The sequence below is a fragment of the Blautia sp. HCP3S3_B11 genome (genome assembly GCF_052064435.1).
Classification (GTDB): Bacteria; Bacillota; Clostridia; order Lachnospirales; family Lachnospiraceae; genus Blautia_A.
Genome location: NZ_JBQHVP010000002.1, coordinates 1 through 26,341, shown reverse-complemented (window position 1 = coordinate 26,341; position 26,341 = coordinate 1). Strand labels below are relative to the sequence as shown.

The following is a 26,341-nucleotide window of genomic DNA, read 5'->3' as shown; positions in this document are numbered from 1 at the left end:
GCTATATTTATATAATAATACAAACAAGTCCGCCCTTACTGTCATTGACAATTTTCTGCATGGTATCCTGAAGTTTTACCTGACTTTCTTCACTGATTGCTGTTATTTTGCTTCGGATACCATCCTGCACCAGTTGTTCAATGGATTTACCGAAAATATTTGTTTCCCAGATACTCTCTCCTCTCTGGCTTCCCTCATCAATATATTTTATCAGATCTTTTGCCTGTTGCTCTGTTCCTACGATCGGAGCAATTTCTGTTTCTATATTTGCCCTGATCATATGAATGGACGGGCTCTTGGATTTTATTTTCACTCCATATTTATTTCCCTGTCTGATCACTTCCGGCTGCGCGATTTCAATTTCATCCAGATTTGGAACAACTACTCCGTACCCGGTTCCCCGTACGGATTCCAGTGCTGCCTGTACTTTCACATATTCTTCTTTCATATGTACCAGTTCCCGCATAGTATGGATTAATTCATACTCGCTTTCCATTTTAATTCCACTCATCTGACTGAGCATCTGGTAATAATATTCATCCTTGATTCGTATTCTGACTTTTACTGTTCCATCAGATAAGCCCACATCTTCCAGAAGTGAATCCTGCACATATGGTCCTGATAATTGTATAAATTCCTTTGTGATATCACGAATATGCTGCATTTGCTTCATTTTCTCCCTGATCTGGGTAAGAAGCTGTTGCTTTAACTCGTGATCCATCGGGAGCATTTCTACCCATCGCGGGATGAAAAACTGAATCTGGCTAACTGGAAATTCATATAAAACTTTTTCCAAAATACGGGTGATATCCTCTTTTCTTAACTGATCGCAGTTTACTGTTAAAGCGGTGACCTGATGTTTTTGCTGAATTTCTTTTGCTGTCTTTAAAGCCTCATCTTTATACGGCATCTGCGAATTGACCAGGACAATAAATGGTTTCTGCTGTTTTTTTAGTTCTTGTATCGTCTTCTCTTCTGCTTCCACAAAATTTTCTCTTGGCAGTTCACCGAAACTTCCATCGGATGTAATTACGATTCCTATTGTGGAATGTTCTTCAATTACTTTCTGAGTTCCGATACGGGCTGCTTCCCGAAATGGAATTGCCTGTTCAAACCAGGGAGTTTTTATCATTCGCTCTTTGCCCTCTTCAGTATGTCCGGAGGCGTCTTTTACCAGAAATCCCACACTGTCGATCAGGCGTATCTTTACTTTCTGGTCTTCTCCAAGAGTGATGGGAATTGCTTCTTTGGGAATAAATTTTGTTTCTACGGTAGTAATGATCTTTCCTGATCCGCTCAATGGAAGCTGATCCCTGATTTCTGCCTGACGACTCTCTGACATCTGCGGTAATGCCACGACTTCCATAAATCTGCGTATAAAAGTAGATTTTCCTGTACGGACAGGTCCTACGACCCCTATGTATATATCGCCCCCGGTGCGGGCCTGAATATCACGGTACACCTGAAAATTTTCCATAAAAATAGCCCCCTTGCATATTTACACATAACGTTCATGTATTGCTATAAAATATGCAGAAGGACTTCCTGTTATTCCTATAAAAACAGGCCTTGCATTGCCTACAAAACAATGCAGGACCTGCTCTTTTAAATTGTTACTGATCACTCTGTGCCCAGTACAGCGAAAACTTCAGTATATTCAAACACACAGCCTGATATACTTGCATAACCACACTACAGCATTAGATATTAAGTCAAAATTTCTTCTATCAATAAGAATCATTGTGCAGCAGATGATGTTCTTTACCTTTAAGCAATCCGTTGTAGAGTTCGAGAACTAACGGATTCTCATCGGATTTCTTGATAATAGTAGTATTATCTGCATTATACAGCCCCTTAGCTCTTAAGAACTTCGTTCTGTCACCGGCTCTTGTCGGCTGTCCGCCACCCATGATACATCCACGACGACATGCCATAACTTCGATCAGATGATATTCTTTCTCTCCATTCTTAACCTGATCCATAACTTTTCTTGCATTTGCAAGTCCGCTGGCAACGCAGATATTGAGGTTCATACCCTCATATGGAACTGTAAATTCCTTGATGCCATCATCTCCACGAACGCCACATTCTGCGATTTCATGCATGGATTCTTTGCTGTGATCTGGTGTGAGTCGACGAAGTACTGCCTCTGTAACACCACCGGTAACGCCAAAGATAACACCACCGCCGGATCCGAATCCGAATGGCATATCACATGCTTCCGGATCGAGAGCTGCAAAATCAATACCGAAGTTATCGATCATACGGAGTAATTCTGTAGTTGTGATAACAATATCTGTATCCTGTTCGCCATCTGTAAAGCTATTCGGACGGATTGCTTCTGCTTTCTTTGCTGTACATGGCATAATAGAAATCATAACGGTTTTTTTGCCTGCTGCATGTTCCGGTTCACGGAAATATTCTTTGATTACTGCAGAAAGCATTCCCTGTGGTGAACGGCATGTAGAAAGATTTGGAATGTAATCTTTGTACTGGTCTGTAATAAATTTTACCCATGCAGGACAGCAGGATGTAAGAAGAGGAAGTTTCTCGCCTTTCTTAATCCGGTCGAGGAATTCGGCACTTTCTTCCATGATAGTAAGGTCAGCACTGAAAGAAGTATCATAAACTTCATCAAATCCCATTCTGTGAAGCGCATTAACAATCTTACCCATTACACTCTTACCTTTGGTAAGTCCATAGTGGTCGCCTACCGCTACACGTACCGCCGGAGCAACCTGTGCAACTACACGGATATTTGGATCAGCAAGTGCTTCCCAGGCCTCATCCATATGCGTTTTAATGGAAATTGCACCGGTCGGGCAGAATACACGACACTGTCCACAGTTTACACACTCTGTTTCTGCAATTTTCTTATTAAATGCAGGCATTACCATAGCTTCTGTTCCACGAAATGCGAAACCTAAAGCACCGATTCCCTGAAGCTCCTCGCAGGCACGCACACAGTCACCACAGAGAATACATTTGTTCGGATCACGTACCAGAGACGGAGAACTTGTATCCAGTTCATGATGTTCTCTGGTATTCTCAAAACGAATATTCTGTACACCCAGACGATGTGCCAGTTCCTGTAAAATACATTCACCGCTCTTAACACAGGTTGTACAGTCGCGGCAATGGGCTGCCAGAAGCAGTTCAACAATCAGTTTTCTGTATTTTTTGATACGTCCGGAATTCGTATAGATTACCATTCCGTCTCGTGGTTCTTCGGAACAGGAAGCAAACGTCTTGCCTCTGTCGTCCTCTACTGTACATAAACGACAGGCACCAAAAGTGGATACCTCTGAGTGGTAGCACAGTGTCGGAATATTGATCCCTGCCTTACGGATGACAGACAGAACATTTTTTTCATCGGTAAATTCTACCTTTCTACCGTCAATTATCATATGGCCCATAGTGTATCCTCCCTTCTATGCTTCCACGTATACAGCATCAAAGTTACAGTTATCTTTGCAGGCACCGCACTTGATACAGATATCGTTGTTAATGTGATGTGGATGTTTGATCTTACCTGAGATTGCACCTGCCGGACAGTTCTTCGCGCATTTGCCGCAGCCGATACAGAATTCAGGGTTAATGTGGAACTGACGAAGTGCTGTACATACTTTTGCACGGCATTTCTTGTCGCGGATATGTTCCTCATATTCATCACGGAAGCGTTTGAGAGTACTGATTACAGGAAGAGGTGCACTCTTTCCAAGTCCGCACAGAGCCATGTTCTGAACCATATTTGCAAGTTCTTCCAGTTCATCCAGGTCGGACATCTCGCCCTTTCCTGCTACAATTCTCTCCAGGATCTCAAGCATACGCTTGGTACCTTCACGACACGGAACACATTTACCACAGCTCTCACGCTGAGTAAAGTTCATGAAGAATCTGGCAACTTCTACCATACAGGTATTCTCGTCCATAACTACCAGACCGCCGGATCCCATGATCGCGTCTAATTTCTTAACAGAATCAAAGTCAAGAGGTGCATCTAACTGGTCAAGGATCAGACATCCGCCGGACGGACCACCGATCTGAACACCCTTAAATGCAGCACCACTCTTTAAGCCGCCGCCGATATCATAGATAATGTGACGGAGCGTGGTTCCCATAGGTACTTCAATCAGACCTGTATTCTCGATAGAACCAGTCAGTGAGAATGTCTTTGTTCCAGGGCTTCCCTCTGTACCGATGGTACGGAACCAGTCAGCTCCTTCAAGAATGATTTTCGGTACATTGGCATAAGTTTCTACGTTATTAAGAACTGTAGGTTTACCCCACAGACCTTTCTCTACAGTACGAGGTGGTTTTACACGAGGCATACCTCTGTTTCCTTCAATAGATGCGGTAAGAGCAGAACCTTCACCACATACGAAAGCACCGGCACCTCTGTTGATATGTAAATGGAAGTTTACGCCGGAATTTAAAATATTATCACCTAACAGGCCGTATTTTTCCGCCTGTTCAATCGCCATTTTCAGTCTCTTTACAGAAAGAGGATATTCAGCACGAACATAAATATAACCGTCTTCTGCACCTACTGCGTAAGCTGCGATGGTCATACCTTCAATCATCTTATATGGATCGCCTTCCATTACGGAACCATCCATAAATGCACCAGGATCACCTTCATCACCGTTACATACTACATAACGGGTTTTTTCTGCCTGACGGGCAACCTGGGACCATTTCTTACCTGCTGGGAAGCCTGCACCGCCACGGCCACGAAGACCGGATTTCGTCACTTCGTCAATGACTTCCTGAGAAGTCATTCCTCCCAGTACTTTTGCAAGGGCCTGATAGCCGCCCACTGCGATATATTCATCAATGGATTCTGCATCGATCTTACCACAGTTTTCCAGAACGATACGTGTCTGCTGATTCAGGAACGGAATGTCATCCGGATGTGGACAGACAGTGTCATGATCCTTATAGAACAGTCTCTCTACCGGTTTTCCTTCCAGAATAGTTTTCTCTACAATTTCTTTACAGTCTTCCGGCTGTACATGTACATACTGATAATCGTACGGTTCGATTCTCATCAGAGGTCCAAGTTCGCATAAGCCCTGGCATCCTGTTTTGACTACGCCTACATGAGGCACGTCTTTCTGCATCTCAACGGTTACACCGTCAATTCTCTCACAGAGTGTTGCCATCTCATCATAAATCTTCTGGGCACCGGATGCGATACATCCTGTCCCTGAACAGACAAGAACGCGACAGGTGTAGGATTTGATCTGTTCATTTACCTCTGCCTGTTTGTTTAACAGGTCGTCCCTGCTCTTAATACTCATACGCACTCACCTCTCAATTCGTTCAAAAGTTCAACTGCTTTCTCAGGTGTCATTTTAGGATGTACTTCATCATTTACAGTCAGTGTCGGTGCAAGTCCGCATGCACCAAGACAGGATACGGTCTCTACTGTAAAAAGCATATCATCTGTGGTATGTTTCTTATGACTTAATCCCAGTTCTTTCATTAACGCCTCTTTTACAGGCATGGATTTTCTTACATGGCAGGCTGTACCATCACATACTTTAATGATATATTTTCCTTTCGGCTCAAAGGAAAAGTTCTCATAGAATGTAGCGACACTGTAGGCCTTAGCCTCTTTTACTCCGATTTCGGCAGCTACATAAGTCAGCAGTTCTCCCGGCAGGTAACGGTATTCTGCCTGAATATCCTGCATGATCGGAATCAGCGATGCCGCTGTACGTCCGTAGTGCTCGATAATCTCATCCGCTTTTCTGTAATAAGACTGGTCTAACATTCGGTTCCCTCCTTAAAAATATGTTTTTTGATTTCCACGCAGCTTTAGTTATTTTCAACATATGTGCTGCTGATATTATACAATATATGGTTAATTTATACAATATCATTTTTGCAATTTTCTGAAATTTATTTATTATTATCTTCTATAGATTTATATTGTTTGTTAATGTTTGGAATTAAAAAGCAATTTCTTTAACGGGTGTGTTAAATAAAAAACATGACATTTTTACCATTATTTGATATATTTTTAGTGTAGAAAAAGCGCGGAAATAAATATAATAGGAGATTAACAAAATATGAGAACTCTTGACACACCCGTAAAACAGATCCGGCGTAAGATTTTTGCAGAAGTTGCAAAGCTTGGCTTTCAGTCTACGGATGCATCTCTGATCCACGATATTGAGGCAATTCCCTATAATATCGTACAAGAGCGTGCACAGTATCGTGAAAGTATTTACCGTGAACGTGCCGTAGCCAGCGAGCGTGTGCGACTGGCAATGGGACTTTCTTTACGTCCTGAAAACAAAGCTGTTCATCTGACTGCCGGAGTTGAGGCTTCTAACATCGATGAGAAATATTATGAACCGCCGCTTATGCAGGTGATTCCTTCTGCATGCTCAGCCTGTCCTTCTAATATGTACGAAGTCAGCAATATGTGCAGAGGATGTGTTGCTCATCCATGTATGCAGGTCTGTCCTAAGGGTGCGATTTCCATGGTAAATGGTAAGTCACATATCGATCAGTCGAAGTGCATTAAATGCGGAAAATGCAAGTCTGTCTGTCCATATGATGCCATTGCCCAAAAAAAACGTCCATGTGAACGCGCCTGTGGTGTAAAAGCCATTGAAAGCGATGAACAGGGACGTGCACAGATTAACCAGAGCAAATGTGTTTCCTGTGGTATGTGTATGGTAAGCTGTCCTTTCGGAGCTATTTCTGATAAATCTCAGATTTTCCAGCTTGCGCATGCGCTTCGTGAGGGAAATGAAATTATTGCTGAAGTTGCACCTGCTTATATCAGTCAGTTTGGTGATGACGTGACACCTGGAAAGTTCCATGCAGCTTTAGCGGCACTTGGTTTTACCGATGTATATGAAGTTGCACTTGGTGCAGATATCGGTGCAATCAGCGAGGCGCATCATTATGCAAATGAAGTGGCTACCGGACATCTTCCATTTTTACTTACTTCCTGCTGTCCTTCCTGGTCTATGCTTGCCAAGAAGCAGTTCCCTGCAATGATCGACAATATTTCCAGAGAGCTGACTCCGATGGTTGCAACTGCAAGAAGTGTCAAAAAAGAGCATCCGAATGCAAAAGTCGTATTCATCGGACCTTGCGCAGCCAAAAAATTGGAAGCAATGCGTACTTCTGTTCGAAGTGATGTTGATTTTGTTATTACGTTTGAAGAATTGTGGGGACTTTTTGATGCAAAAGAAATTAATCCGGCTGAAATAGAGCCATCTGCAAGTCTTCATAATGCTACTGCAGCCGGACGTGGATACGCAGTTGCCGGAGGTGTTGCCGGTGCGATCGAAGCATGTCTCAAGGAATACTATCCGGATGTACCGGTTCATATTGAACATGCAGAGAGTCTTGCAGAATGTAAAAAGATGTTGACACTCGCAAAGGTTGGCAAGTTAAATGGATGTATGATCGAAGGCATGGCCTGTCCGGGAGGATGCATGGGTGGTGCCGGAACAAATGCACCGTTTGCAAAAGCTTCCAAAGCATTAAAGAGCTATCTTGCTTCTTCCACCGAGAAACTTCCTGCAAAGGAACTGGAAGACCTTGAATTGAACTAAATTTCTCAATCTTATTTTGCTATTTAAACTGCATCAATAACTACTTCGCAGATTTGGTTGAACTTTTAGAAAAAAGGCGAAAACGTTGTCTCGGAAGTTCTTTCCATGGAACAGCGTTTTCGCTTTTATACTTTTTGTATATTTTTTGAATTGTCAGGCAGATAAAATCATCCGCTTTTGTTATTTGGTCTGATTTGGTTAAATAGTCTTATGTTCATGTTCCTCGTGAAAATGTTTATATTTTTCAATGAACATTAAGAGAAAACTTATCGTAAGGAACACACAGGATACCCAGATCATTCTTGTTCCGAAATGGATAGAGAGATTTCCACCGATACCGGCTCCCAGTGCAAACATAAAGATGATTCCAAAATAATACATCGCCTGCTCCATCTGTTTCGGCTTCTTTTCACGGAAGTATCCGGATAAAGCCGCTGTACCACTGCGAAGGTTTCCAATGCACATAGTGCTTGCATATGAATATCCGTTTACTTTTCGGAAGGACTGTACCTGCATCGCACAGGCAAAAGATGCCATTGCGTTTGCCAACATATTATATTCTGTAGGTATAAAGCCAACAATAAATAAAATCAGGATTTCTGCTGCAAGGATTCCCTGTCTCCAGTGAAGTTTTCTGGCATATTTAAATTTTCCCTGTATTTTCTCGGCAACCCATACACCCAAAGCAAAGAAAATGATAGGAAAGAAATAACTCAATCCTGCCATCCACTGCCCTGCCATAAAATGCTGGCTCATAAGTACTACGTTTCCTGTCTGGGCATTACAGAATACCTCATCTCTGGCATTATAGGTATAAGCATCCTGAAATCCTCCTGACAAAGACAGAAAGGCACTGTTTAAAAAAGCCTCCGACATCTGTATGTCGTGATGATTATGATCTTTCATGATTTACCCCGTTCAAGTTTATTTGCCACTGTTTCACAGCGACCTTTATTCTTTTACCGTTTATTTATGTTATACATTTGTAGGTTAAATGTAAAAGATATAATTCGTATTGTCGTATATATGAATATTATATATTAAGCTTTATTATACTCTGCGGAAAATTCAGTATCGATTCAGTAACTAAAAAAACATGTCCTATAAGCATTGACTTAAAAACCCAATATAAAACATTCATATTTTATGAGAATTGCGGAAGCTGCTTTGTAGCGGAGCAATTCGTAGATATAAAGTTAGGGGCAAAAGACCTTTTGTCCCTAACATCTTTTATTGTATAAAGCAACTTCCATATACTGTATATTACAGCATATGGAAGTTATCTGTAACTGTAAAATCATTGAATGTTTACAGTCGTTTTTGTTTCATTATAGTATCCGTCCGATTATTTATCTCCATGCTCTTTGAGGTAATCGGCTTTTCCCATTTCATAAAGGTTTTTACCTTCTGAGTCAATGATAACTACAAGAGGCATATCCTCTACATATAATTTACGAAGTGCTTCTGCGCCGAGATCTTCATATGCGATAAGCTCAGCTTTCTTGATACATTTAGCAAGAAGTGCACCTGCGCCGCCGATAGCTCCGAAGTATACGCCATCATATTTCTTCATAGCATCTACTACTTCCGGAAGGCGGGCACCTTTTCCGATCATTCCTCTTGCTCCGACAGACATCATTGTCGGTGCATAGGCATCCATACGTCCGCTGGTTGTAGGGCCTGCAGAACCGATAACTGCACCTGGTTTTGCAGGAGTCGGTCCTACATAATAGATGGTCGCATCTGTAGGATCAAATGGGATTTTTTCGCCTTTGGCAAGAGCTTCACACATTCTCTTATGTCCTGCATCACGTGATGTATAAATAGTACCTGTTAATAATACCTGATCACCTGCATGGAGAGTTCTTGCCAGCTCTCTGGTAAGTGGAAGGGTAATTTTCTTTCTTTCCATCTTAGATCACCTCCGATTTATGACGGGTTACATGACAGTTGATATTGACTGCACATGGCATACCTGCAATATGAGTCGGCATTGTTTCGATATTCAGGCCGATGGCTGTTGTCTTTCCGCCAAATCCCTGAGGTCCGATTCCGAGTTTGTTTACTTTTTCAAGCATCTCTTTCTCAAGATCTGCATAGAATGGATCTGAGTTCTGAGAATCTAATGGTCTCATAAGAGCTTTCTTTGCAAGAAGCGCACATTTATCAAATGTACCGCCGATACCAACACCAACTACCATTGGAGGGCATGGGTTAGGACCTGCTGTCTCTACTACTTCAAGGATAAAGTCCTTGATTCCCTGCAATCCTGCGGATGGTTTGAACATACGGATCTGACTCATGTTCTCACTTCCGAAACCTTTCGGTCCTACTGTGATCTTAACTTTATCGCCAGGAACGATTTCTGTGTAAATCATAGCCGGTGTATTGTCCCCTGTGTTTCCACGGCGTACCGGGTCTTTTACTACAGATTTTCTTAAATATCCTTTGTCGTATCCGCGGCGTACACCTTCATTGATCGCATCGGTGAGATCTCCGCCAACAAAATGTACATCCTGTCCTATTTCAAGGAATACACATGCCATTCCTGTATCCTGGCAGATCGGCACGTTCTCGTTATCTGCAATATCAAAATTCTCAATAATATTGTCAAGGATACCCTTGGCAATCTCTCCGTCTTCGCATGCGCGGCATGTTTTGATCGCACATTTTACGTCTTCCGGAAGATGTTCATTTGCTTCGATACAGAGTTTTTCGATGACATCTGTAAGTCTGCTTACTTCTACTTCACGCATTCTGGTAAGCTCCCTTCTTTCATTTGGGGATATTCACCGGGAGGTGACATATCCCTTTTGCATTATATCAAAGGCTCCCGGTACCGGTAATCCCTTATCGATACCGGGAGCTCTTTTTTACATTCTGAGTATCTTATTAGCGCTGTTCGTGACGAGCGTATTTTGGAAGCAGTAATGGAGATACCTTATCAGTATGTACGCCTGCTTTATCCAGTTCTTCTGCATATTTGTAGATATGGTCGAGGTTCATTTCACCAAGCTCTACGTTCTTGCATTTTGCAGCTGCTTTTTTACCGGCATTTCTTCCAAATACGATTACATCCAGAAGAGAGTTACCCATCAGTCTGTTTCTTCCGTGGATTCCACCTGCGGCTTCTCCTGCAACTAACAGGTTTGGAATTTCTTTTGTGAATCCGTCTCCGTTAATCTCAAGACCACCGTTCTGGTAGTGAAGTGTCGGATAAATAACGATAGGAACTTTTCTCATATCAATGCCGTAGTTCATGTACATACGGAACATAGCCGGGATTCTCTTTTCGATGGTTCCTTCGCCACCGAGGATCTCGATCATCGGAGTGTCAAGCCATACACCTTTCAGTCCGCCTGGAACTTCTACGCCGCGGCCTTCTTCGCATTCACGGATAACACCGGAAGCATTTACGTCACGGGTTTCAAGCGGATGAATATAAGCTTCTCCGTTTGCATTTACAAGCTGTGCACCAACGGAACGAACTTTCTCAGTTACCAGAGCACCCATGATCTGTGATGGATAGATTGCTCCTGTTGGATGGTACTGGATAGAATCCTGATAAAGAAGGGAAGCACCTGCTCTGTATCCAAGTACAAGTCCGTCTGCAGTTGCGCCATAATGGTTAGATGTCGGGAATCCCTGATAATGCATTCTTCCTGCACCACCTGTTGCGATTACAACAGTTTTGGCTCTTGCAACAGAATAATCTCCTGTTTCCATGTTAAGAAGAACTGCACCTGCAACCTGTCCTTTTTCATCTTTCAGAAGTTCAACAGCTGAAGTAAATTCAACTACCGGAATCTTAAGATTCAGAACTTCATCTCTGATGGTACGCATGATTTCTGATCCGGAATAATCCTTTGCAGCATGCATTCTCTTTCTGGAAGTTCCACCGCCGTGTGTTGTGATCATTGTTCCGTCTTCTGCCTTATCAAACTCAACGCCAAGGTCGTTCAACCATTTGATCGCATCCGGAGCTTCCATTACAAGTCTTTTTACCAGTTCCGGTTTTGCAGCAAAATGTCCGCCGCCGAAGCAATCCAGATAATGCTGTACAGGAGAATCGTTCTCTTTGTCAGCTGCCTGGATACCACCTTCAGCCATCATTGTATTGGCATCACCGATACGAAGCTTTGTAACGATCATAACGTCAGCACCTGCATTATGTGCTTCGATTGCACAGGAAGAACCTGCACCGCCGCCGCCGATCACAAGTACATCTACATCATAATCAATTTTTGTAAGGTCAATTTTTTCGTTGATCAGACGGCTTGTTGAATGAAGCATTTCTGCCAGTTCCAGAGGAGCATTCTGTCCTTTGTTCGGTCCTACTTTAATTTCTACAAACGCGTCTGGATTATAATCCGGATGGAATTTCTCAAGAAGAGCGTCTTTCTCTTCAGCTGTCAGACGTCTTGGCTCTGTTGCCATACGCTGTGCTCTTGTAGCCTCTACCTTTTTGATGGATTCCATCATATTTTCTGGATATGGTGCATACATGTTTTACGCCCTCCCTATTTCTCAATTTCTCTGTTGTTGTAAAGTTCCTGCATGTCTGTGATTGGTTTCTGCATGATCTGCTCGATCAGATCATCATATTTACCTTCGTGGATTTCTTCTACACGTTTCTCCAGATGTTCGCTCTTAGGCGCGATATATTTACCTGTGAGACGTCTTGCCAGAAGACCTACCATCGGATGGGAAATACCGGCCGGACATCTTACAGAACAGCATCCGCAGCTTACACAGTCGAAGGATTCCTCTGCACATTTTTCAAGTTCGCCTCTCTGTGCATATGCGATGTACTGCATTACATTTAAGTCCTGAGTACATGCTTTTGTACAGGCATTACATCCGATACAGCTGTAGATTTCCGGATAGAGTTCCATCATTACCTGCTGATTCGGTTTCAGGTCTTCGATGTTGTAGAGTCTCTTATCTGTAGGGAAGAACGGGATGCTTGCTACATACATTCCTTCCTGTACCTGTGTCTGACAGGCAAGACATGTTTTCAGCTCGTTTTCACCTTTGATTCTGTAGATTGTTGCGCAGGCTCCGCAGAATCCGTGTCTGCAGCCGCATCCTCTCTTTAATGTATAACCGGCATATTCCATGGCAGTCATAATTGTAAGTTCTGCAGGTACGCTGTATTTCTTACCGAAAAAATATACGTTTACCATATTCTTTTCCATTTGAGATTACCAGTCCTTTCTATATATATCATCTGTCGTCAGCAGCACATACAAGCTCGAATCCGCTACGCTACTTCTCGCTTGAGGGCGTTCGCCCTACAGAATGTTCTGTGAAAGAATGCTTATATGCAAGCATGACGCATTCCTTCACATCACTTTCTGCACTGCTCATTGCTTATCAATATTCTGCAGGTAATTCATCAATCTCGTCGCATCTGAATACCGGACCGTCTTTGCAGACGTATTTGGAACCGATATTGCAACGGCCGCATTTACCGATACCGCATTTCATACGAAGCTCCAGAGTTGTGTAAACCTGTTCTCTGGAGAAGCCCAGTTCTTCCAGTCCTGCAAGAACGAACTTGATCATGATCGGCGGTCCGCAGACAAGTGCTGTTTTGTTTGTATCGAATCCAATCTCTTTCAGATAAGAAGGAACGAATCCAACGTGTCCGTCCCAGCCTTCCTGTTCACGGTCGATTGTCAGATAAACATTAACTCCCTCTGCTTTCATCCAGACTTCCTGGATTTCTTTTAACTGTACCAGGTCATCTGCGGAACGGGAACCATAGAGGATATCTACTGTTCCGTAATCTGCACGGTTATCCAGTACATAGTTGATAACAGAACGAAGAGGTGCAAGTCCGATACCACCTGCGATAAACAGAAGGTTTTTACCTTTTAATTTATCTTCTACAGGGAAATGATTTCCGTATGGTCCACGGACTGTGATCTCATCTCCAACCTGAAGGCTGTGGAGATAATCGGTCAGTGCACCGCACTTCTTGATACTGAATTCCTGATATTCTTTATTTGTAGGTGAAGAAGTAATGGAAAACATACCTTCACTTACACCTGGTGCGCAGACCATTGCACACTGACCAGGCATATGTTCAAAAAGTTTTCCTCCTTCAGGAGCGTTTACACGGAATGTTTTAACATCCGGTGTCTCCTGACGGATATCTGTGATCACACCAACCTTCGGGATCAGTGTGTCTAATGTGTAGTTTTTATGGCAGGTACATTCGCTCATTATTTTTCACCTCCCTGATTTTCAAAAGCTTTGATGACTTTTACGATATTTAAGGATGATGGGCATTTCTCAACGCAGCGGCCGCATCCTACACATGAGAACATTCCATTGTTGTTTACCGGATAGTAAACAAGTTTATGCATGAATCTCTGACGGAAACGCTGCATCTGGCTATTACGGTTATTTCCGTGTGCCATCATTGTAAAGTCAGAGTACATACAGGAATCCCAGCAGCGGTAACGCTGTACGCCGTGTCCTGTGTCATAATCTTTGATATCATAGCACTGGCAGGTAGGGCATACAAATGTACAGGTACCACATGCCAGACATGGTTTATAAAGTTCTTCCCATACAGGAGAATTAAAACGATCCATGTAATCTTCCTGTCCCCATCCTTCCAGAGAAAGATTAGAGTACGGAAGCTTCTCTACGATTGCGCGGATCGCAGCTTTCTCTTCTTCTACTTTTGCTTCGTCAGCATCGTTGAGAAGTTCTGCAACTGCTTTTGTAAGGGCTTCCCCTTTCTCTGTAAGAGGTTTCCAGTAAAGCTCTCCCTCGATCATCCATGTTGCAACATCTGCAACAGGGTCTGCGCAGTCAATACCAAATACTTTACAGAAACAGCTTTCTTCCGGCTCATGGCATGCAAGTGCTACAATCGTACCATGATCTCTTCTGGCTGCATAGAAAGTATCGATCGGATCACTTAAGAATACGTTATCCAGTACTTTTACACCCTGGATATCGCAGGCTTTCATTCCGAACACAACAAAGTTCTTTTCCTGTAATGCCTGTGGCTCAATGGAGATATTCTTCTCCTCTTTTTTACAGGTGTAGAGGTTTTCACTCTGTGGAAAAAAAGCATCTTTTGGTGATTTTACAGTTTTTAAAGTATCAAGACAAACTTCTGCATCTTCGCTCCATGCTTTGAAGTTTACCTGATCACTGACTTTAACCGGTAAATATAAATCCTGATCTGCGGCAATCTTCTGGAATAATGCCTGCAGATTCTCTGCTGCTATCTTATACATACATTATCCCCTTTCTGCCACGATACTCGGCTCAACATCTTCAAATGTAAAGTTTGTAAGAGGTCCCTTGGATGTTGAATCCTCTCCTGCCTGATATTCACCATAGAATGTATCAATATCTTTGATAAATTTACGATTGAACAGGTGAAGCGGAATTCCCTGAGGACATACTCTGCTGCATTCGCCGCAGTCTGTACATCTTCCTGCCACATGGAATGCACGGATGATATGGAACATCTTCTCTTCGAAAGAGTCCACGTTTGCTTTCTGCGCACTGTCAAACTTATTGCTGTCGAATACACATTTACGGCAGCTGCATGCAGGACAGACATTACGGCAGGCATTGCAGCGGATACATTTGCTTAACTGGCTCTGGAAGAATGCAAATTTTTCTTCCGGGCTCATTGCTTCGATCTTCTCTACTTCTGCAAAACGATCTGCATCTTTTGTGTCTTTGGACTCACCGATAAGTTCATCATAAATCTTATGTTCTTTTCCTTTACATACGTGACATCTTTCAAGCATTGCATCTTTGTATGCACAGGTCTTTTCACCATAGATTGTCTGAATAGTCAGTGTTTCTGCCTCATCTGTGATCTCTGCACCGGAAATGCTTTCGATACCTTTGATTCCCTGTTTGCGGATTCTCTCGATATCCAGTTTTCCTTTACATCCAACACCAATGATATAAGCTTTCTCACGGTCTACACGATGCTCTTTGATCAGCTGATTAAAGCTGTATGTATCACATGGTTTTAAACAAACCAGTGTCTTGCCTTCCAGTTTGGAAGCTTCGATCATATATTTGCTTAAGTTTGCACCGCAGAATCCATTATATACAAAATCTTTCAGAGATTCTTCTGTTTCAAAGTAAGCCGGTTCCGGATTGTAAGGCAGATCTCCGGCTTTCCATCCCAGAACTCTTGCAACTGTACCGTCAGCAAGCAGTTCTTTTGCACGATTTATCAGCTCCTGCATCTTAAATCCTCCAATCTTACGTTCTTACCGAGTGAATGGATCTTCTCTACAAACTCATTCATAGTCTGGGAGAATTTCACACCTTCAGCAGCGGAAACCCATTCTACTCGTGTTCTTCCGTTTTCCACACCGATGTAGTCGAGCATGGAGAAAAGAAGCGTCATACGTCTTCTTGCGTAGTAGTTACCTGTGCTGTAATGACAGTCTCCAGGGTGACATCCACACATGATCACACCGTCAGCACCTTTTTCAAAAGCACGGAGGATGAACATTGGATTGACACGGCAGGAGCAAGGAACACGGATGATCTTTACATCAGCCGGATAAGAAAGACGGCTACTTCCTGCAAGGTCTGCACCTGCGTAACTGCACCAGTTACAGCAGAATGCTACAATCTTAGGTCTGAATTTTTCGTTTGTTTCTATCGACATATTGCATCTACCTCCGCGATAATCTGTCTGTTGGAAAAGCCTTGCAGATCCATTGCACCAGACGGGCAGGCTACTGTACATGCACCACATCCCTGGCAAAGTGCTGTGTTTACAACGGCTACTCTTCTTGTTTCACGGATACCGTGGTCATTTACTTCTTTATCTTCATAGGAAATTGCTCCATACGGGCAGACATTTGCACATGTAGAGCATCCATTACATAACAGCTCATCAGATTTAGCTGTACATGGGTTGGTTGTCAGCTTATCTTTTGCAAGAAGACCAATTGCCTTAACTGCTGCTGCACCAGCCTGTGCTACTGTCTCCGGAATATCTTTTGGTCCCTGGCAGACACCGGAAAGGAAGATACCTGCTGTCGGAGATTCTACCGGACGAAGTTTTGCATGAGCTTCTGTAAGGAAGTTATTGGTATCAATACTTGCTGTAAGCATGGTAGCGATCTTACGGACATCCGGATTCGGTTCAATGGCAGTTGCAAGAACAACCATGTCTGCTTTCTTAAGAATCTGCTTGTTATCGATCAGGTCAGATCCCTGTACAAGAAGACTTCCATCTGGCTGAGGAATTACTTTTCCTACCTGACCTTTGATGTAATTTACACCGTATTGCTCTACTGCTCTTCTATAGAACTCATCGAAGTTCTTACCTGGTGTACGGACATCAATATAGAATACGGTTACATTTGTATCAGGATATTTATCACGAATTAACATTGCATGTTTTGCAGTATACATACAGCAGATTTTGGAACAGTATGGTTTTCCTCTGTCATCAGAGCAACGGCTTCCGACACACTGGATAAATACAAGTTCCTTCGGAGCTTTTCCATCGGAAAGGCGCTCTAAATGTCCCTTTGTAGGACCTGCTGCATTCATGATACGTTCCAGTTCCAGAGATGTAATGACATCTTTGCTCTGGCTGTATGCATATTCATCGTATTTGTCAAGTTTGATCGTATCGAAACCGGTGGCAACTACGATTGCACCATATTTCTGTGTTACGATCTCATCCTGCTGATCGTAATCAACGGCACCTGCCTGACATACTTTGGAACATACACCACATTTTCCGGTTTTAAACTTGATACAGTTCTCACGATCGATAACCGGAACATTTGGGATAGCCTGTGCAAATGGAGTGTAGATAGCTGTTCTGTTATTTAATCCTCTGTTAAATTCATTCGGAATCTTTTTAGACGGACATTTTTCCTGACAGACACCACAGCCTGTACATTTGTCCATATTTACACTTCTTGCTTTCTTTCTGATATCAACAGTGAAATCACCTACGAATCCACTGACATGTTCTACTTCACTATATGTATAGATATTGATCTTCTCATGAGCAGCAGCCTCTACCATCTTAGGTGTGAGGATACATGCGGAACAGTCAAGTGTCGGGAATGTTTTGTCAAGCTGTGACATTCTTCCACCGATACTTGGAGTCTTCTCTACAATATCTACTTCATAGCCTGCATCAGCGATATCCAGAGCTGTCTGGATTCCGGCAATACCGCCGCCGATGATCAGGGCTCTCTTTGTAACACGGCTCTCTCCTGGCTGAAGAGGGGTGTTTAAGTTAACTTTTGCGATTGCTGCTCTGGCAAGGATCACTGCTTTCTTTGTCGCTTCTTCCATATCCTTATGAATCCAGGAACAATGCTCACGAATGTTTGCAATCTCCACCATGTATGGATTCAGGCCAGCTCTCTCTGCTGCCTTTCTGAATGTTGCTTCATGCATACGTGGAGAACATGAACAGACAACCACACCTGTCAGGTTCTTTTCTTTGATGGCTTCCTGAATCTTAGCCTGACCTGCTTCTGAGCACATATACTGGTAATCTTCCGCATGAACGACACCCGGCTCTTTGGCAGCTAATTCAACTACTTTTTTTACATCTACCGTAGCGGCAATATTACTTCCGCAATGACAGACAAATACACCAATTCTCTGCACGCTGGCTTACCTCCTGTATCTTCTGAATGCACTTACCAGAAGCTGCTGTGGCACTTCCGGATCAAGAAGCTGTGGAATCTCATCTGCTGTCAGGTAATCTCCGCCTTTCTGGCGGACAACCAGCTGTCTTGCAGCGTCAATGATCTTTCCAGGTTTTACATCTCTTGGACAACGCTCTACGCAGGCAAAGCAGGAAAGGCATTTCCAGAGTGATTTTGAATTGGCAAGTGCTTCGATATCTTCGTTTACAACATAGGATACAAACTGATGTGGCTTGATATCCATTTCATTGAAGGAAGGACAGGTAGCAGAACATTTTCCACATTTCATACATTTCAGCGGATTGGTTCCTGAGATTTCTTTAATCTTCTCTGCTGCTGAATGATTGTCTCTCATTTCGCCACCTCCTCTTTTACTCCGAGGGCTTCTGCAAGCAGCTCTGTGAAATAATATACAGGCAGGTCGCTGGAAGCATTTTTATTTAAATTATATTTACACAATGGACAGGCTGTGATCAGCATATCAGCTCCAAAGCCTTTCGCACTGTCTTCGATTTTCTGACACATGTTCTGGGACATTTCTTTTTCCTTAAGAGAAATGTAACCGCCGCAACATTCGTTTCTGTATGGATAGACGACCGGTTCTGCGCCAAGTGCACGGATGAAATCTTCCATGATCGTCGGATTCTCAGGATCATCAAATGCCATGATCTTGCCCGGGCGTAATAAGAGACATCCGTAATAAGCTCCGATTTTCTTTCCTGTAAGCGGATTTACCACTTTCTCTTTCAGCTTGTCAAAGCCAACCTTATCGCGAAGTACTTCCAGATAATGGAGTACAATGGTCTCCCCTTCGTAAGGCTCTTCAAGCTGCATATAATTGTTTGCTCTGGTGCGGATATCTTCCACATTTTTCATATCATCATTGACACGTTTGATCACGTGATGACAGGCAGAACAGATTGTCACCAGATCCTGGCCTTTTTCTTTGGCCTGATTAAGAGCACGTACGGAAGAAAGTTTTGTGGCAATTTCATCTGTTCCCAGTGGATATACACCTCCGCAACACTGCCAGTCTTCAATCTCTTCCAGTTCAAACCCAAGTGCTCTGGCGCTGGCTCTGGCATATTCGTCCAGATCTTTCGCCTTGTTTCTCAGGGTACAACCCGGATAATAACTGTACTTCATACTTAACATTATCCTTTCTTAGTTGTTCAGGTAAATAGTAAATACTGTCTTATCACTTATCTGATTAAGTTATATAACTCATATAAAAACCAAGATAAGCTTTGTCTTTTTTTTAACAATAAATAGACAAAAATATAAACCAAGACTAATACGATTACTTTTTATATCTTTTTTGAGACATAGAAAAATAAAAGAGTTCGCACACCCTTCCTCCGCATTAAAGGAGTGTATCAGCTCGATTTCCGATATATATCATATCATATTGATAACATTTTAACAAGTGGTTTTTGATAATTTTTTTAAATAAAATAATTTTGCTCTGATTTTTTATTTCGGATACCAGAGTCAAAAGCATCACGTTCTCATGACTCTGGTATCTTGTTTTATAGTTAATCAAGATTAATCTGGGCAATAATTTCTTTCAGTGCATCTGCACTCTTTTTCAGCTGTTCGATTTCAGTTTTTGTCATTCTCATTGGAACTTTACCCTGTACACCGTTTGGTCCTACTAAGGTTAAGGTACTTAAACATACATCTTCGATGCCATACTCTCCGTGCATCATAGTAGATACTGTGGAAATGGATTCTGAGGAAGCTACCAGAAGGCTGCAAAGTTTGCATACAGAAGAAGATACCGCATAGAAAGTTGCACCTTTCTTGGAGATGATCTCGCCGCCTGATTTCTGTACATACTGAAGCATTGCTTCTTTGTCGATCGGCTCGATATCTTTTCCGAGTTTCTTCTCCAGATCATAGTATTCATCTACACTTACGCCGGAAATATAGGCTCCTGACCACGGAATAAAGGATGTATCGCCATGCTCGCCAAATACATAAGCATGAATGTTGCTCTGTGCAATCTGGAAATGCTCGGATAATCCGCAGCGCAGACGTGCCGAGTCAAGAATTGTACCAGAACCAAGGATCTGATTCTCCGGAAGTCCGGAAATCTTGGTAAATACATAAGTCATGATATCAACCGGATTACTTACGATCAGATAAAGAGCGTTTGGCGCTGCTTTTACGATCTCCGGTGTAATAGACTTGAGAATATTTACATTTGTCTGTGTAAGTTCAAGTCTTGTCTGACCTGGCTTACGGGCAATACCGGAAGTGATGATAACGATGTCAGAGTCTTTGGCATCTTCATATTCACCGGCAATGATGGAAATAGGATCTCTGAAACAGGTTCCCTGAATGATATCGAGAACTTCGCCTTCTGCTTTCTGTTTGTTGATATCGATCAGAACGATCTCAGATGCGATATCCTGGCTTGATAAAGTGTACGCGATAGTAGAACCGACACTGCCTGCTCCAATGATAGTAATTTTACTGCTCATAATCTTAATACTCCTTTTCTCCTAACAAAATTGACTCCTAAATGATAACATATTGTCAACTATTTAACAAGTGGTTTTAGAATATTTTGTATAAAAATCTGCACAATTTTATGAGGTAGAAGATTTGTGGTGCTCAAAAAATTTTAGCAGTGCTGAAAATTTGATATTTTTTTAACGTGAATTTAACCAAATCAGGTAAAAATCCAATAAATAAAAGAGGCGGACATTTACTGCCCGCCTGACTTTTAAACGTCACATGAATTAATTTTTAAATCTTCTTTTTCTGTATTTCTTAATAAACGACTCAGACTTTCCGGTGTCATATTAAGATAAGAAGCGATATCTTTTTTGCTTACTGTTCCTATAAGATCCGGATACATTTCTGTAAAGTACCGATATCTGTCCTCGACTTTATTGGAAGTGAGAACTTTTTCATATTCCATACTCTTGATTGCAGTAATTCCTATCATCCGATTGCATGCAAGTGCAATTTCCTGACTGGTTTGTGCCAGATTCCTGAGGCAGTCAACCGAAGTAGAGATCAGTTCACAATTTCTGACTGCCTCTACGGTCAGCAGGGAAGTCATATTTCTGTCCAGATTCGCTATTCCCGTAACCGGTTCTCCCGGAAGATGTGTAAAACAGTGGATTCTGGTTTTTCCCTCCTGCTCCAGAGCATAATAAGCCTTTACTACTCCTCCATGCTGATATAGAAAAGAAACTTCCGAAACTTTATCATTCTCCCTGATCAGAATATCTCTGGCTTTTAATGTCCACTTTCTGGAATTCCTGCATATTCACTAGATTCAGTAAAGCTTTTTATACATTGAATTATTTTTGAATCTTCCGAATAGCCTCCTACTTTCTGTAAGTAATGAGCCAGATTATCATACTTTTTATTCAAAAAAATTGGGATAAATTTTCATTATTACATAGTTTTGCCAATTTATTAATTTCGGTGCTGTTCAGACCATATGCCGTTGCATATGCCCAATTACCATTTTTTAATGTACTGATGCATATATTAACAAATTTATCTGCAGTTTCACTCATAGAAATTTCTTCTACATTCCCTTGATAAGAAGTAAGTAAGCCTGCTAAGATTTCTCTCGCCTGTTCTGTTTTAGTGGTATTATTCCAATAATTTTTCCATCCTTCATAGCCTCCATAAATTAAATCACTTGAATTTTCTATAAATTCATCAAGAAAACTTGAGTCATAATTAGCAACCATCGTCACACTACTGGGGATTGTTATATTTGTTAATCCACTACATCCATAAAATGCATGGTTCCCTATACTTATTACACCTTGTTTTATAATTAACTTTTTTATATCTTTAGCAGAATAGTGCCATGGTGTAGAATAACTACTATTAAAAGAATCCATCTTCCCATTTCCACTAATTGTCAATGTCCCATCTTTAAATTCCCACTTTAAATTTTCTCCACATGTTCCAGATATTTGCGAAGCTGTGGCTGATACTGCATTATTTTCTTCATCTAATTCTTTTTCCTGAGAATTCTGTTCTTCTTCCAATCCGCCAGAGAACTGCTCTTCTTCCGTAATTTCATTATTGTCGGAAAATCCCTCCGAAATATCATCCGCTTCCGGCGTATTTTCTCCCGAAGTTTCTTTTTCATTCTGCTTTTCAAAATCATTGCATATTTCAACTCCGGCTCCATCCGAAAAATCTGCTCCGTATGCTATTCCTGCCGATTGTAAGAACAACACGCCCGACAACACCAGTGCCATCAATTTCTTCTTCATACATTTCATCCTCCTGTTTTCTCTCATCAATGTATTTTCTTTCCAATACGTCGACTCGTTTTTAATGATGTATGATATTTTCAATTTTACCATATTCCTGAAATAATATCTGTTCACGTTCTTGATATATATCAAACTTTTTGATTTTATAGTGAAAATTTAATAAAAATTACAAAATAAAAGATTGAATGTCCGAAATTTAATTTTTTGAACATCCAATCTTTTGAATTCATGATAAATTAAAATGATGAACCAGAGCACAGATTTTGGTTCTTACATTAGTTTTTCCAGGCTCTTTCCAGCCTCTGAAAAGTCGATGAATACTTCACCTCAATAATATTTTTTCATCTGGATCCTCTAATTCTTTAAGTCTGCCAATATTTTCCGTAATTTACTTCCATAATCCTTCCCCGCTGCCCAGCCACCACCGTAAGGATTCTCCTGAATTCCCAGCCATTCTACATAGGGGGCAGTCTCTCTTGTCACATAATCGAAGCGCTCATCTACGCATTCCTGATTCAGGTCATCTGTAGAGGCGTATGCTTTTAAGTGCTGAACCTGGGCGCGGATTCCGGTTCTTACATCAGGGAAAGCAATTCCTTTTACGCCATTCCCGGTCGTTCCAAGACCTGCAAAGTTAAACTGAGTGATCTCGGCATCCCCGCCGTAAGTCAGCCATCCGGTCTCAAGCATTGACTGTGCAAAGACAACCTCGCCGCGCACGTTTTCCGCATTCGCTTCTTCAATTATGATATCACAAAAAGTTTCAATGTCAGGTGCACCGCCTTCACTTAATTCTTCAGACGGATAAGTACAGCCCTGACTATTATATAAAGAACACATTTCATCGGCTGATACAGTTGTACCACCCATGATTGTATAATATCCGTAAGTATTATCCGTCGGGTCTTCACCGGAAATTGCATCCAGGCCTTCCAGGCTCTTTGGCTTGGAAAGCTGTCCTTCCTGGGAGTGGTCTACTTCATTCCCAGATTCCAGACTATTTTCCTGCACAGCGGCTTCTTCACTGGCACATATATTCAAAGGCATCCCCATCAGAAGAATTCCCATCACGCCTGTTACAAGGCAACATTTTTCTAATTTTCTTAACATAATCATCCTCTATATATTTATAATCACAACTCATCTCTCATGGGCCCTGATTGTTCTGTTGATAACTGATTTGATTTTTTGAGTTACAATTAATAGATCTTTGTTCACATCTTTTCCATTATCACCTTGCAGCGTTTCCTGCAAAATGCAATGCCATAAGCCAGAATCTCATTTCTGCCATCATTTTGCAGAAATTCTTCATAGCTTCGATCTTTAATCTGCTTCATAGCTTTTTGGCAGGCTTTTTCCAGTCCCTGAAAGGTCGGGGAATACTTCACTTTGATAATAATCCCTGCATCTGGATTCTCTGGTTCTATATAAGTAACTGCTCAATCAGCTTTGTCTTATCAATATAAAAAAAACCAACTGACGAATCTCCGCAAAATCTTCAATTCCCACTGGCAGTTTAAGCATTTTAGAATCACTTCCTTTCGTTTCAGAACTTTAATGTTATCTGCCATTATCATAACACACGGTTACTTTTCCCACAAGGCAATGTCACACAAAAACTTCTCCTTGACAAGTCAAAAAGAACTCACCACATGGAATACCCAAAATCCCTGTAGTGAGTTCTTATTTATCCTATGTTTTATGCTTTAATCATCTGCAAAACCATGAATCAGCCATTAACTTTACGCATTGCAGCTTCTACTACATGTCCAACCAGTACGGAAGTTGTAACGCTTCCAACACCGCCTGGTACAGGTGTAATAGCATCTACGATCGGCTCTACTGCAGCGTAGTCAACGTCTCCGCAAAGTTTGCCTTCTGCGTTTACATTAATACCTACGTCGATTACTGTCTGTCCTTCTTTTACATACTCAGCTCCGACAACACCGGCGCGGCCTGCGGCCACGATGATGATATCTGCCTCACGTGCTACAGACGGCATATCTACAGTTCTTGTGTGGCAGATTGTAACAGTTGCGTTCTTCTTAACAAGCATCATTGCTGCCGGTTTACCAACAACGAGGCTTCTTCCGATTACTACTGCTTTCTTGCCTGTGCAGTCGATTCCGTAGTGATCAAGGATTTCCATACATGCCTGTGGTGTACATGGCGGGAAACCGATCTGTTTGCCGGTGAATACACCTGACATGGAAAGGTCTGTCATACAGTCAACGTCTTTTTCAGGAGCAAGTGCGTTCTCGATTACTGCCTGATCCAGATGTTTTGGAAGTGGACGGAATAATAATACGCCGTGAATCTTATCATCTTTGTTTACTTTATCGATTGTTGCAAGAAGTTCTTCCTGGGAAACATCTTCCGGAAGTAAGATCTTCTCACATGCAACGCCTAAAGTTTCGCAGCGTTTTGTAGCGCCTCTTTCATAAGAGATATCGCTTGGGTTCTCGCCTACACGGATGATACAGAGAGTAGGATTTACTCCTTTTCCCTGAAGCTCTGCTACGTTAGCTTTGATTTTCTCATTTAATGCTGCTGTTACTTCTTTACCTAATAACTGCTTAGCCATTGATTGTTTCCTCCCAAATTGCACTCATATTGTCTTTATATTATGATGCTAGGGTCAAAAGATCTTTTGACCCTGATATCATATTATTTCAATCTGCCAAGTACGCTGTTGAATGTATCATCTGCGATCTTTGTATATTTCTCAAGCATCGCATCTGCTTTTTTGTTTAATTCTTCTGCGTATTCTCTGTCAGCCATGGATTTTGTATTGATGTATACGTTCAGGCTTGCACCCTGTAATGCTGCTTTACAGAAAGCTGCGCCGACACCGGCATCGCTGATTGCAAGTTTGGATCCTTTTGCGCCGAACTCTACGATTAGTTCGATTGCTTCACAGCATTTCTCCATGATTTCCATAGGAACGGAGCATGCATCTTTTAATACGATTTCCATAACTCTTGCTTTTTCAGCTTTTTCTTCTTCTGTTTCTTTCGGCATTCCGTATGCTTTGGATAATGGCTCGAATACTTCTGCATCACGTTCGATCAGACGAAGGAAGTCTTTCTGTAACTGATCGCATTTTGCTTTTAATTCATACATTTCATCTTCTACAGCAGCATATTTCTTCTTGCCCACTGTAAGACTTCCTACCATGTTTCCAAGAGCTGTTCCTACAGCACCAACTAATGCAGATGCACCGCCGCCGCCTGGAACCGGAGCTTTGGAAGCTAAAACTTCAACGAATTCTGTACAAGTACTTGTTGAAAATCCCATCTTTTTCTCTCCTGCTTTCATTTATTTATTAAGCAGATATCAGATCTGCCTGTTTCAGAGAGTGCTCTCAAAGTATATCTATACATATAGGAACACTCTCCTTTTGTATTTGATAAAATTCAGTAAATTAGAACAGACCTGTGATCTTACCTGTTTCGTCTACGTCGATTCTCTCGGCAGCCGGAACCTTCGGCAGACCTGGCATTGTCATGATCTCGCCTGTAAGAGCTACGATAAATCCTGCACCGGCGGAGATTTTTAAGTTACGTACAGTAACTTCGAAATCTGTCGGAGCACCAAGTTTTGTCTGGTCATCTGTTAAGCTGTACTGAGTCTTAGCTACGCAGATCGGGCAGTTGCCGAAGCCAAGAGCCTCTAACTGTTTTGCCTGTTTCTGAGCGTTTGCTGTCAGGACAACTCTCTTACCACCGTAAACTTTCTGAACGATCTGGTTCAGTTTGTCTTCAATAGAACCTTCCAGTTCATATGCATAAGTAAAGTCGTTTGGCTC

Annotated in this window: 25 protein-coding genes; 1 reads left to right on the top strand and 24 read right to left on the bottom strand. The window is 42.0% G+C overall.

What is annotated here, in order from left to right; all coding sequences use genetic code 11:
* Window positions 1–7: 7 nt before the first annotated feature.
* The 4 genes from spoIVA to ACTNC0_RS01560 form a co-directional block, all read right to left on the bottom strand.
* Window positions 8–1,477, bottom strand: a complete 1,470-nt coding sequence (gene spoIVA / locus ACTNC0_RS01575; protein ID WP_441086079.1) for a stage IV sporulation protein A — start codon at window positions 1,475–1,477, stop codon at window positions 8–10.
* Window positions 1,478–1,727: 250 nt separating this feature from the next.
* Complete coding sequence (locus ACTNC0_RS01570; RefSeq protein WP_117674535.1) at window positions 1,728–3,416, bottom strand: [FeFe] hydrogenase, group A; 1,689 nt, start codon at window positions 3,414–3,416, stop codon at window positions 1,728–1,730.
* A 15-nt stretch (window positions 3,417–3,431) separates the two neighbouring features.
* The gene (locus ACTNC0_RS01565) at window positions 3,432–5,303 is read right to left on the bottom strand and encodes an NADH-ubiquinone oxidoreductase-F iron-sulfur binding region domain-containing protein (RefSeq protein WP_441086078.1); all 1,872 of its coding nucleotides are present in this window, start codon (window positions 5,301–5,303) and stop codon (window positions 3,432–3,434) included.
* On the bottom strand, window positions 5,300–5,779 hold the full coding sequence (locus tag ACTNC0_RS01560; RefSeq protein WP_117843774.1) for a complex I 24 kDa subunit family protein: 480 nt from the start codon (window positions 5,777–5,779) through the stop codon (window positions 5,300–5,302). Before ACTNC0_RS01560 ends, ACTNC0_RS01565 begins: the two co-directional genes overlap by 4 nt.
* A 298-nt stretch (window positions 5,780–6,077) precedes the next feature.
* On the opposite strand from ACTNC0_RS01560, the gene ACTNC0_RS01555 reads away from it, so the two are divergent.
* On the top strand, window positions 6,078–7,583 hold the full coding sequence (locus ACTNC0_RS01555) for a 4Fe-4S dicluster domain-containing protein (protein ID WP_441086077.1): 1,506 nt from the start codon (window positions 6,078–6,080) through the stop codon (window positions 7,581–7,583).
* Window positions 7,584–7,781: 198 nt separating this feature from the next.
* Here the strand turns inward: ACTNC0_RS01555 and ACTNC0_RS01550 are convergent, their stop codons facing one another.
* The 20 genes from ACTNC0_RS01550 to ACTNC0_RS01455 all read right to left on the bottom strand — a co-directional run.
* Window positions 7,782–8,489, bottom strand: a complete 708-nt coding sequence (locus ACTNC0_RS01550; RefSeq protein ID WP_441086076.1) for a YoaK family protein — start codon at window positions 8,487–8,489, stop codon at window positions 7,782–7,784.
* 439 nt (window positions 8,490–8,928) lie between these two features.
* Window positions 8,929–9,495, bottom strand: a complete 567-nt coding sequence (locus ACTNC0_RS01545; RefSeq protein ID WP_441086075.1) for a Fe-S-containing hydro-lyase — start codon at window positions 9,493–9,495, stop codon at window positions 8,929–8,931.
* 1 nt (window position 9,496) lies between these two features.
* Entirely contained in the window at window positions 9,497–10,339 is an 843-nt protein-coding gene (locus ACTNC0_RS01540) for a fumarate hydratase (RefSeq protein WP_441086074.1), read from the bottom strand.
* A gap of 136 nt (window positions 10,340–10,475) precedes the next feature.
* Entirely contained in the window at window positions 10,476–12,089 is a 1,614-nt protein-coding gene (locus ACTNC0_RS01535; RefSeq protein ID WP_441086073.1) for an FAD-dependent oxidoreductase, read from the bottom strand.
* A gap of 14 nt (window positions 12,090–12,103) precedes the next feature.
* On the bottom strand, window positions 12,104–12,781 hold the full coding sequence (locus tag ACTNC0_RS01530) for a 2Fe-2S iron-sulfur cluster-binding protein (RefSeq protein ID WP_008703029.1): 678 nt from the start codon (window positions 12,779–12,781) through the stop codon (window positions 12,104–12,106).
* 178 nt (window positions 12,782–12,959) lie between these two features.
* Window positions 12,960–13,814, bottom strand: a complete 855-nt coding sequence (locus ACTNC0_RS01525) for an FAD/NAD(P)-binding protein (protein WP_022380684.1) — start codon at window positions 13,812–13,814, stop codon at window positions 12,960–12,962.
* Window positions 13,814–14,845: a 4Fe-4S dicluster domain-containing protein gene (locus ACTNC0_RS01520; RefSeq protein ID WP_008703028.1), complete on the bottom strand. Its 1,032-nt coding sequence runs from the start codon at window positions 14,843–14,845 to the stop codon at window positions 13,814–13,816. The genes ACTNC0_RS01525 and ACTNC0_RS01520 overlap by 1 nt, the downstream gene beginning before the upstream one ends.
* Window positions 14,846–14,848: 3 nt before the next feature.
* Window positions 14,849–15,823 carry a 4Fe-4S dicluster domain-containing protein gene (locus ACTNC0_RS01515; protein WP_022380682.1) on the bottom strand — a complete coding sequence of 325 codons (975 nt, stop codon included), beginning with the start codon at window positions 15,821–15,823 and terminating at the stop codon, window positions 14,849–14,851.
* Entirely contained in the window at window positions 15,811–16,254 is a 444-nt protein-coding gene (locus ACTNC0_RS01510; RefSeq protein ID WP_441086072.1) for a hydrogenase iron-sulfur subunit, read from the bottom strand. The genes ACTNC0_RS01515 and ACTNC0_RS01510 overlap by 13 nt, the downstream gene beginning before the upstream one ends.
* Window positions 16,245–18,233 carry a 4Fe-4S binding protein gene (locus ACTNC0_RS01505; protein ID WP_441086071.1) on the bottom strand — a complete coding sequence of 663 codons (1,989 nt, stop codon included), beginning with the start codon at window positions 18,231–18,233 and terminating at the stop codon, window positions 16,245–16,247. Before ACTNC0_RS01505 ends, ACTNC0_RS01510 begins: the two co-directional genes overlap by 10 nt.
* 6 nt (window positions 18,234–18,239) lie before the next feature.
* Window positions 18,240–18,629 (bottom strand): 4Fe-4S dicluster domain-containing protein, encoded by a 390-nt coding sequence (locus tag ACTNC0_RS01500; RefSeq protein ID WP_117674547.1) that lies wholly within the window; start codon window positions 18,627–18,629, stop codon window positions 18,240–18,242.
* Window positions 18,626–19,420, bottom strand: a complete 795-nt coding sequence (locus ACTNC0_RS01495; RefSeq protein WP_441086070.1) for a CoB--CoM heterodisulfide reductase iron-sulfur subunit B family protein — start codon at window positions 19,418–19,420, stop codon at window positions 18,626–18,628. The genes ACTNC0_RS01500 and ACTNC0_RS01495 overlap by 4 nt, the downstream gene beginning before the upstream one ends.
* 389 nt (window positions 19,421–19,809) lie before the next feature.
* Window positions 19,810–20,760 (bottom strand): L-lactate dehydrogenase, encoded by a 951-nt coding sequence (locus ACTNC0_RS01490; RefSeq protein ID WP_117674549.1) that lies wholly within the window; start codon window positions 20,758–20,760, stop codon window positions 19,810–19,812.
* A 245-nt stretch (window positions 20,761–21,005) separates the two neighbouring features.
* The gene (locus tag ACTNC0_RS01485; protein ID WP_441086069.1) at window positions 21,006–21,347 is read right to left on the bottom strand and encodes a Crp/Fnr family transcriptional regulator; all 342 of its coding nucleotides are present in this window, start codon (window positions 21,345–21,347) and stop codon (window positions 21,006–21,008) included.
* Window positions 21,348–21,660: 313 nt separating this feature from the next.
* On the bottom strand, window positions 21,661–22,530 hold the full coding sequence (locus ACTNC0_RS01480; protein ID WP_441086068.1) for a leucine-rich repeat protein: 870 nt from the start codon (window positions 22,528–22,530) through the stop codon (window positions 21,661–21,663).
* Window positions 22,531–22,887: 357 nt separating this feature from the next.
* Window positions 22,888–23,643, bottom strand: coding sequence for a glucosaminidase domain-containing protein (locus ACTNC0_RS01475; protein WP_441086067.1), 756 nt, complete (start codon window positions 23,641–23,643; stop codon window positions 22,888–22,890).
* A 104-nt stretch (window positions 23,644–23,747) separates the two neighbouring features.
* Window positions 23,748–23,930, bottom strand: a complete 183-nt coding sequence (locus tag ACTNC0_RS01470) for a PD-(D/E)XK nuclease domain-containing protein (protein ID WP_441086264.1) — start codon at window positions 23,928–23,930, stop codon at window positions 23,748–23,750.
* 332 nt (window positions 23,931–24,262) lie between these two features.
* On the bottom strand, window positions 24,263–25,117 hold the full coding sequence (locus tag ACTNC0_RS01465) for a bifunctional 5,10-methylenetetrahydrofolate dehydrogenase/5,10-methenyltetrahydrofolate cyclohydrolase (RefSeq protein WP_441086066.1): 855 nt from the start codon (window positions 25,115–25,117) through the stop codon (window positions 24,263–24,265).
* Window positions 25,118–25,200: 83 nt separating this feature from the next.
* Window positions 25,201–25,830: a cyclodeaminase/cyclohydrolase family protein gene (locus tag ACTNC0_RS01460; RefSeq protein WP_441086065.1), complete on the bottom strand. Its 630-nt coding sequence runs from the start codon at window positions 25,828–25,830 to the stop codon at window positions 25,201–25,203.
* A 127-nt stretch (window positions 25,831–25,957) separates the two neighbouring features.
* Window positions 25,958–26,341 (bottom strand): formate--tetrahydrofolate ligase (locus ACTNC0_RS01455; RefSeq protein ID WP_441086064.1); only part of this gene is annotated, 384 nt, incomplete at its 5' end.

Coding starts and splice junctions, on each gene's coding strand:
- ACTNC0_RS01495 (WP_441086070.1), bottom strand. CDS start 19,420: ATGAAGTACAGTTATTATCCGGGTTGTACCCTGAGAAACAAGGCGAAA.
- ACTNC0_RS01525 (WP_022380684.1), bottom strand. CDS start 13,814: ATGAGCGAATGTACCTGCCATAAAAACTACACATTAGACACACTGATC.
- ACTNC0_RS01515 (WP_022380682.1), bottom strand. CDS start 15,823: ATGCAGGAGCTGATAAATCGTGCAAAAGAACTGCTTGCTGACGGTACA.
- ACTNC0_RS01560 (WP_117843774.1), bottom strand. CDS start 5,779: ATGTTAGACCAGTCTTATTACAGAAAAGCGGATGAGATTATCGAGCAC.
- ACTNC0_RS01465 (WP_441086066.1), bottom strand. CDS start 25,117: ATGGCTAAGCAGTTATTAGGTAAAGAAGTAACAGCAGCATTAAATGAG.
- ACTNC0_RS01550 (WP_441086076.1), bottom strand. CDS start 8,489: ATGAAAGATCATAATCATCACGACATACAGATGTCGGAGGCTTTTTTA.
- ACTNC0_RS01545 (WP_441086075.1), bottom strand. CDS start 9,495: ATGGAAAGAAAGAAAATTACCCTTCCACTTACCAGAGAGCTGGCAAGA.
- ACTNC0_RS01530 (WP_008703029.1), bottom strand. CDS start 12,781: ATGGAAAAGAATATGGTAAACGTATATTTTTTCGGTAAGAAATACAGC.
- ACTNC0_RS01485 (WP_441086069.1), bottom strand. CDS start 21,347: ATGACTTCCCTGCTGACCGTAGAGGCAGTCAGAAATTGTGAACTGATC.
- ACTNC0_RS01540 (WP_441086074.1), bottom strand. CDS start 10,339: ATGCGTGAAGTAGAAGTAAGCAGACTTACAGATGTCATCGAAAAACTC.
- ACTNC0_RS01565 (WP_441086078.1), bottom strand. CDS start 5,303: ATGAGTATTAAGAGCAGGGACGACCTGTTAAACAAACAGGCAGAGGTA.
- ACTNC0_RS01570 (WP_117674535.1), bottom strand. CDS start 3,416: ATGGGCCATATGATAATTGACGGTAGAAAGGTAGAATTTACCGATGAA.
- ACTNC0_RS01510 (WP_441086072.1), bottom strand. CDS start 16,254: ATGTCGATAGAAACAAACGAAAAATTCAGACCTAAGATTGTAGCATTC.
- ACTNC0_RS01490 (WP_117674549.1), bottom strand. CDS start 20,760: ATGAGCAGTAAAATTACTATCATTGGAGCAGGCAGTGTCGGTTCTACT.
- spoIVA (WP_441086079.1), bottom strand. CDS start 1,477: ATGGAAAATTTTCAGGTGTACCGTGATATTCAGGCCCGCACCGGGGGC.
- ACTNC0_RS01475 (WP_441086067.1), bottom strand. CDS start 23,643: ATGTTAAGAAAATTAGAAAAATGTTGCCTTGTAACAGGCGTGATGGGA.
- ACTNC0_RS01480 (WP_441086068.1), bottom strand. CDS start 22,530: ATGAAGAAGAAATTGATGGCACTGGTGTTGTCGGGCGTGTTGTTCTTA.
- ACTNC0_RS01520 (WP_008703028.1), bottom strand. CDS start 14,845: ATGTATAAGATAGCAGCAGAGAATCTGCAGGCATTATTCCAGAAGATT.
- ACTNC0_RS01555 (WP_441086077.1), top strand. CDS start 6,078: ATGAGAACTCTTGACACACCCGTAAAACAGATCCGGCGTAAGATTTTT.
- ACTNC0_RS01535 (WP_441086073.1), bottom strand. CDS start 12,089: ATGTATGCACCATATCCAGAAAATATGATGGAATCCATCAAAAAGGTA.
- ACTNC0_RS01460 (WP_441086065.1), bottom strand. CDS start 25,830: ATGGGATTTTCAACAAGTACTTGTACAGAATTCGTTGAAGTTTTAGCT.
- ACTNC0_RS01500 (WP_117674547.1), bottom strand. CDS start 18,629: ATGAGAGACAATCATTCAGCAGCAGAGAAGATTAAAGAAATCTCAGGA.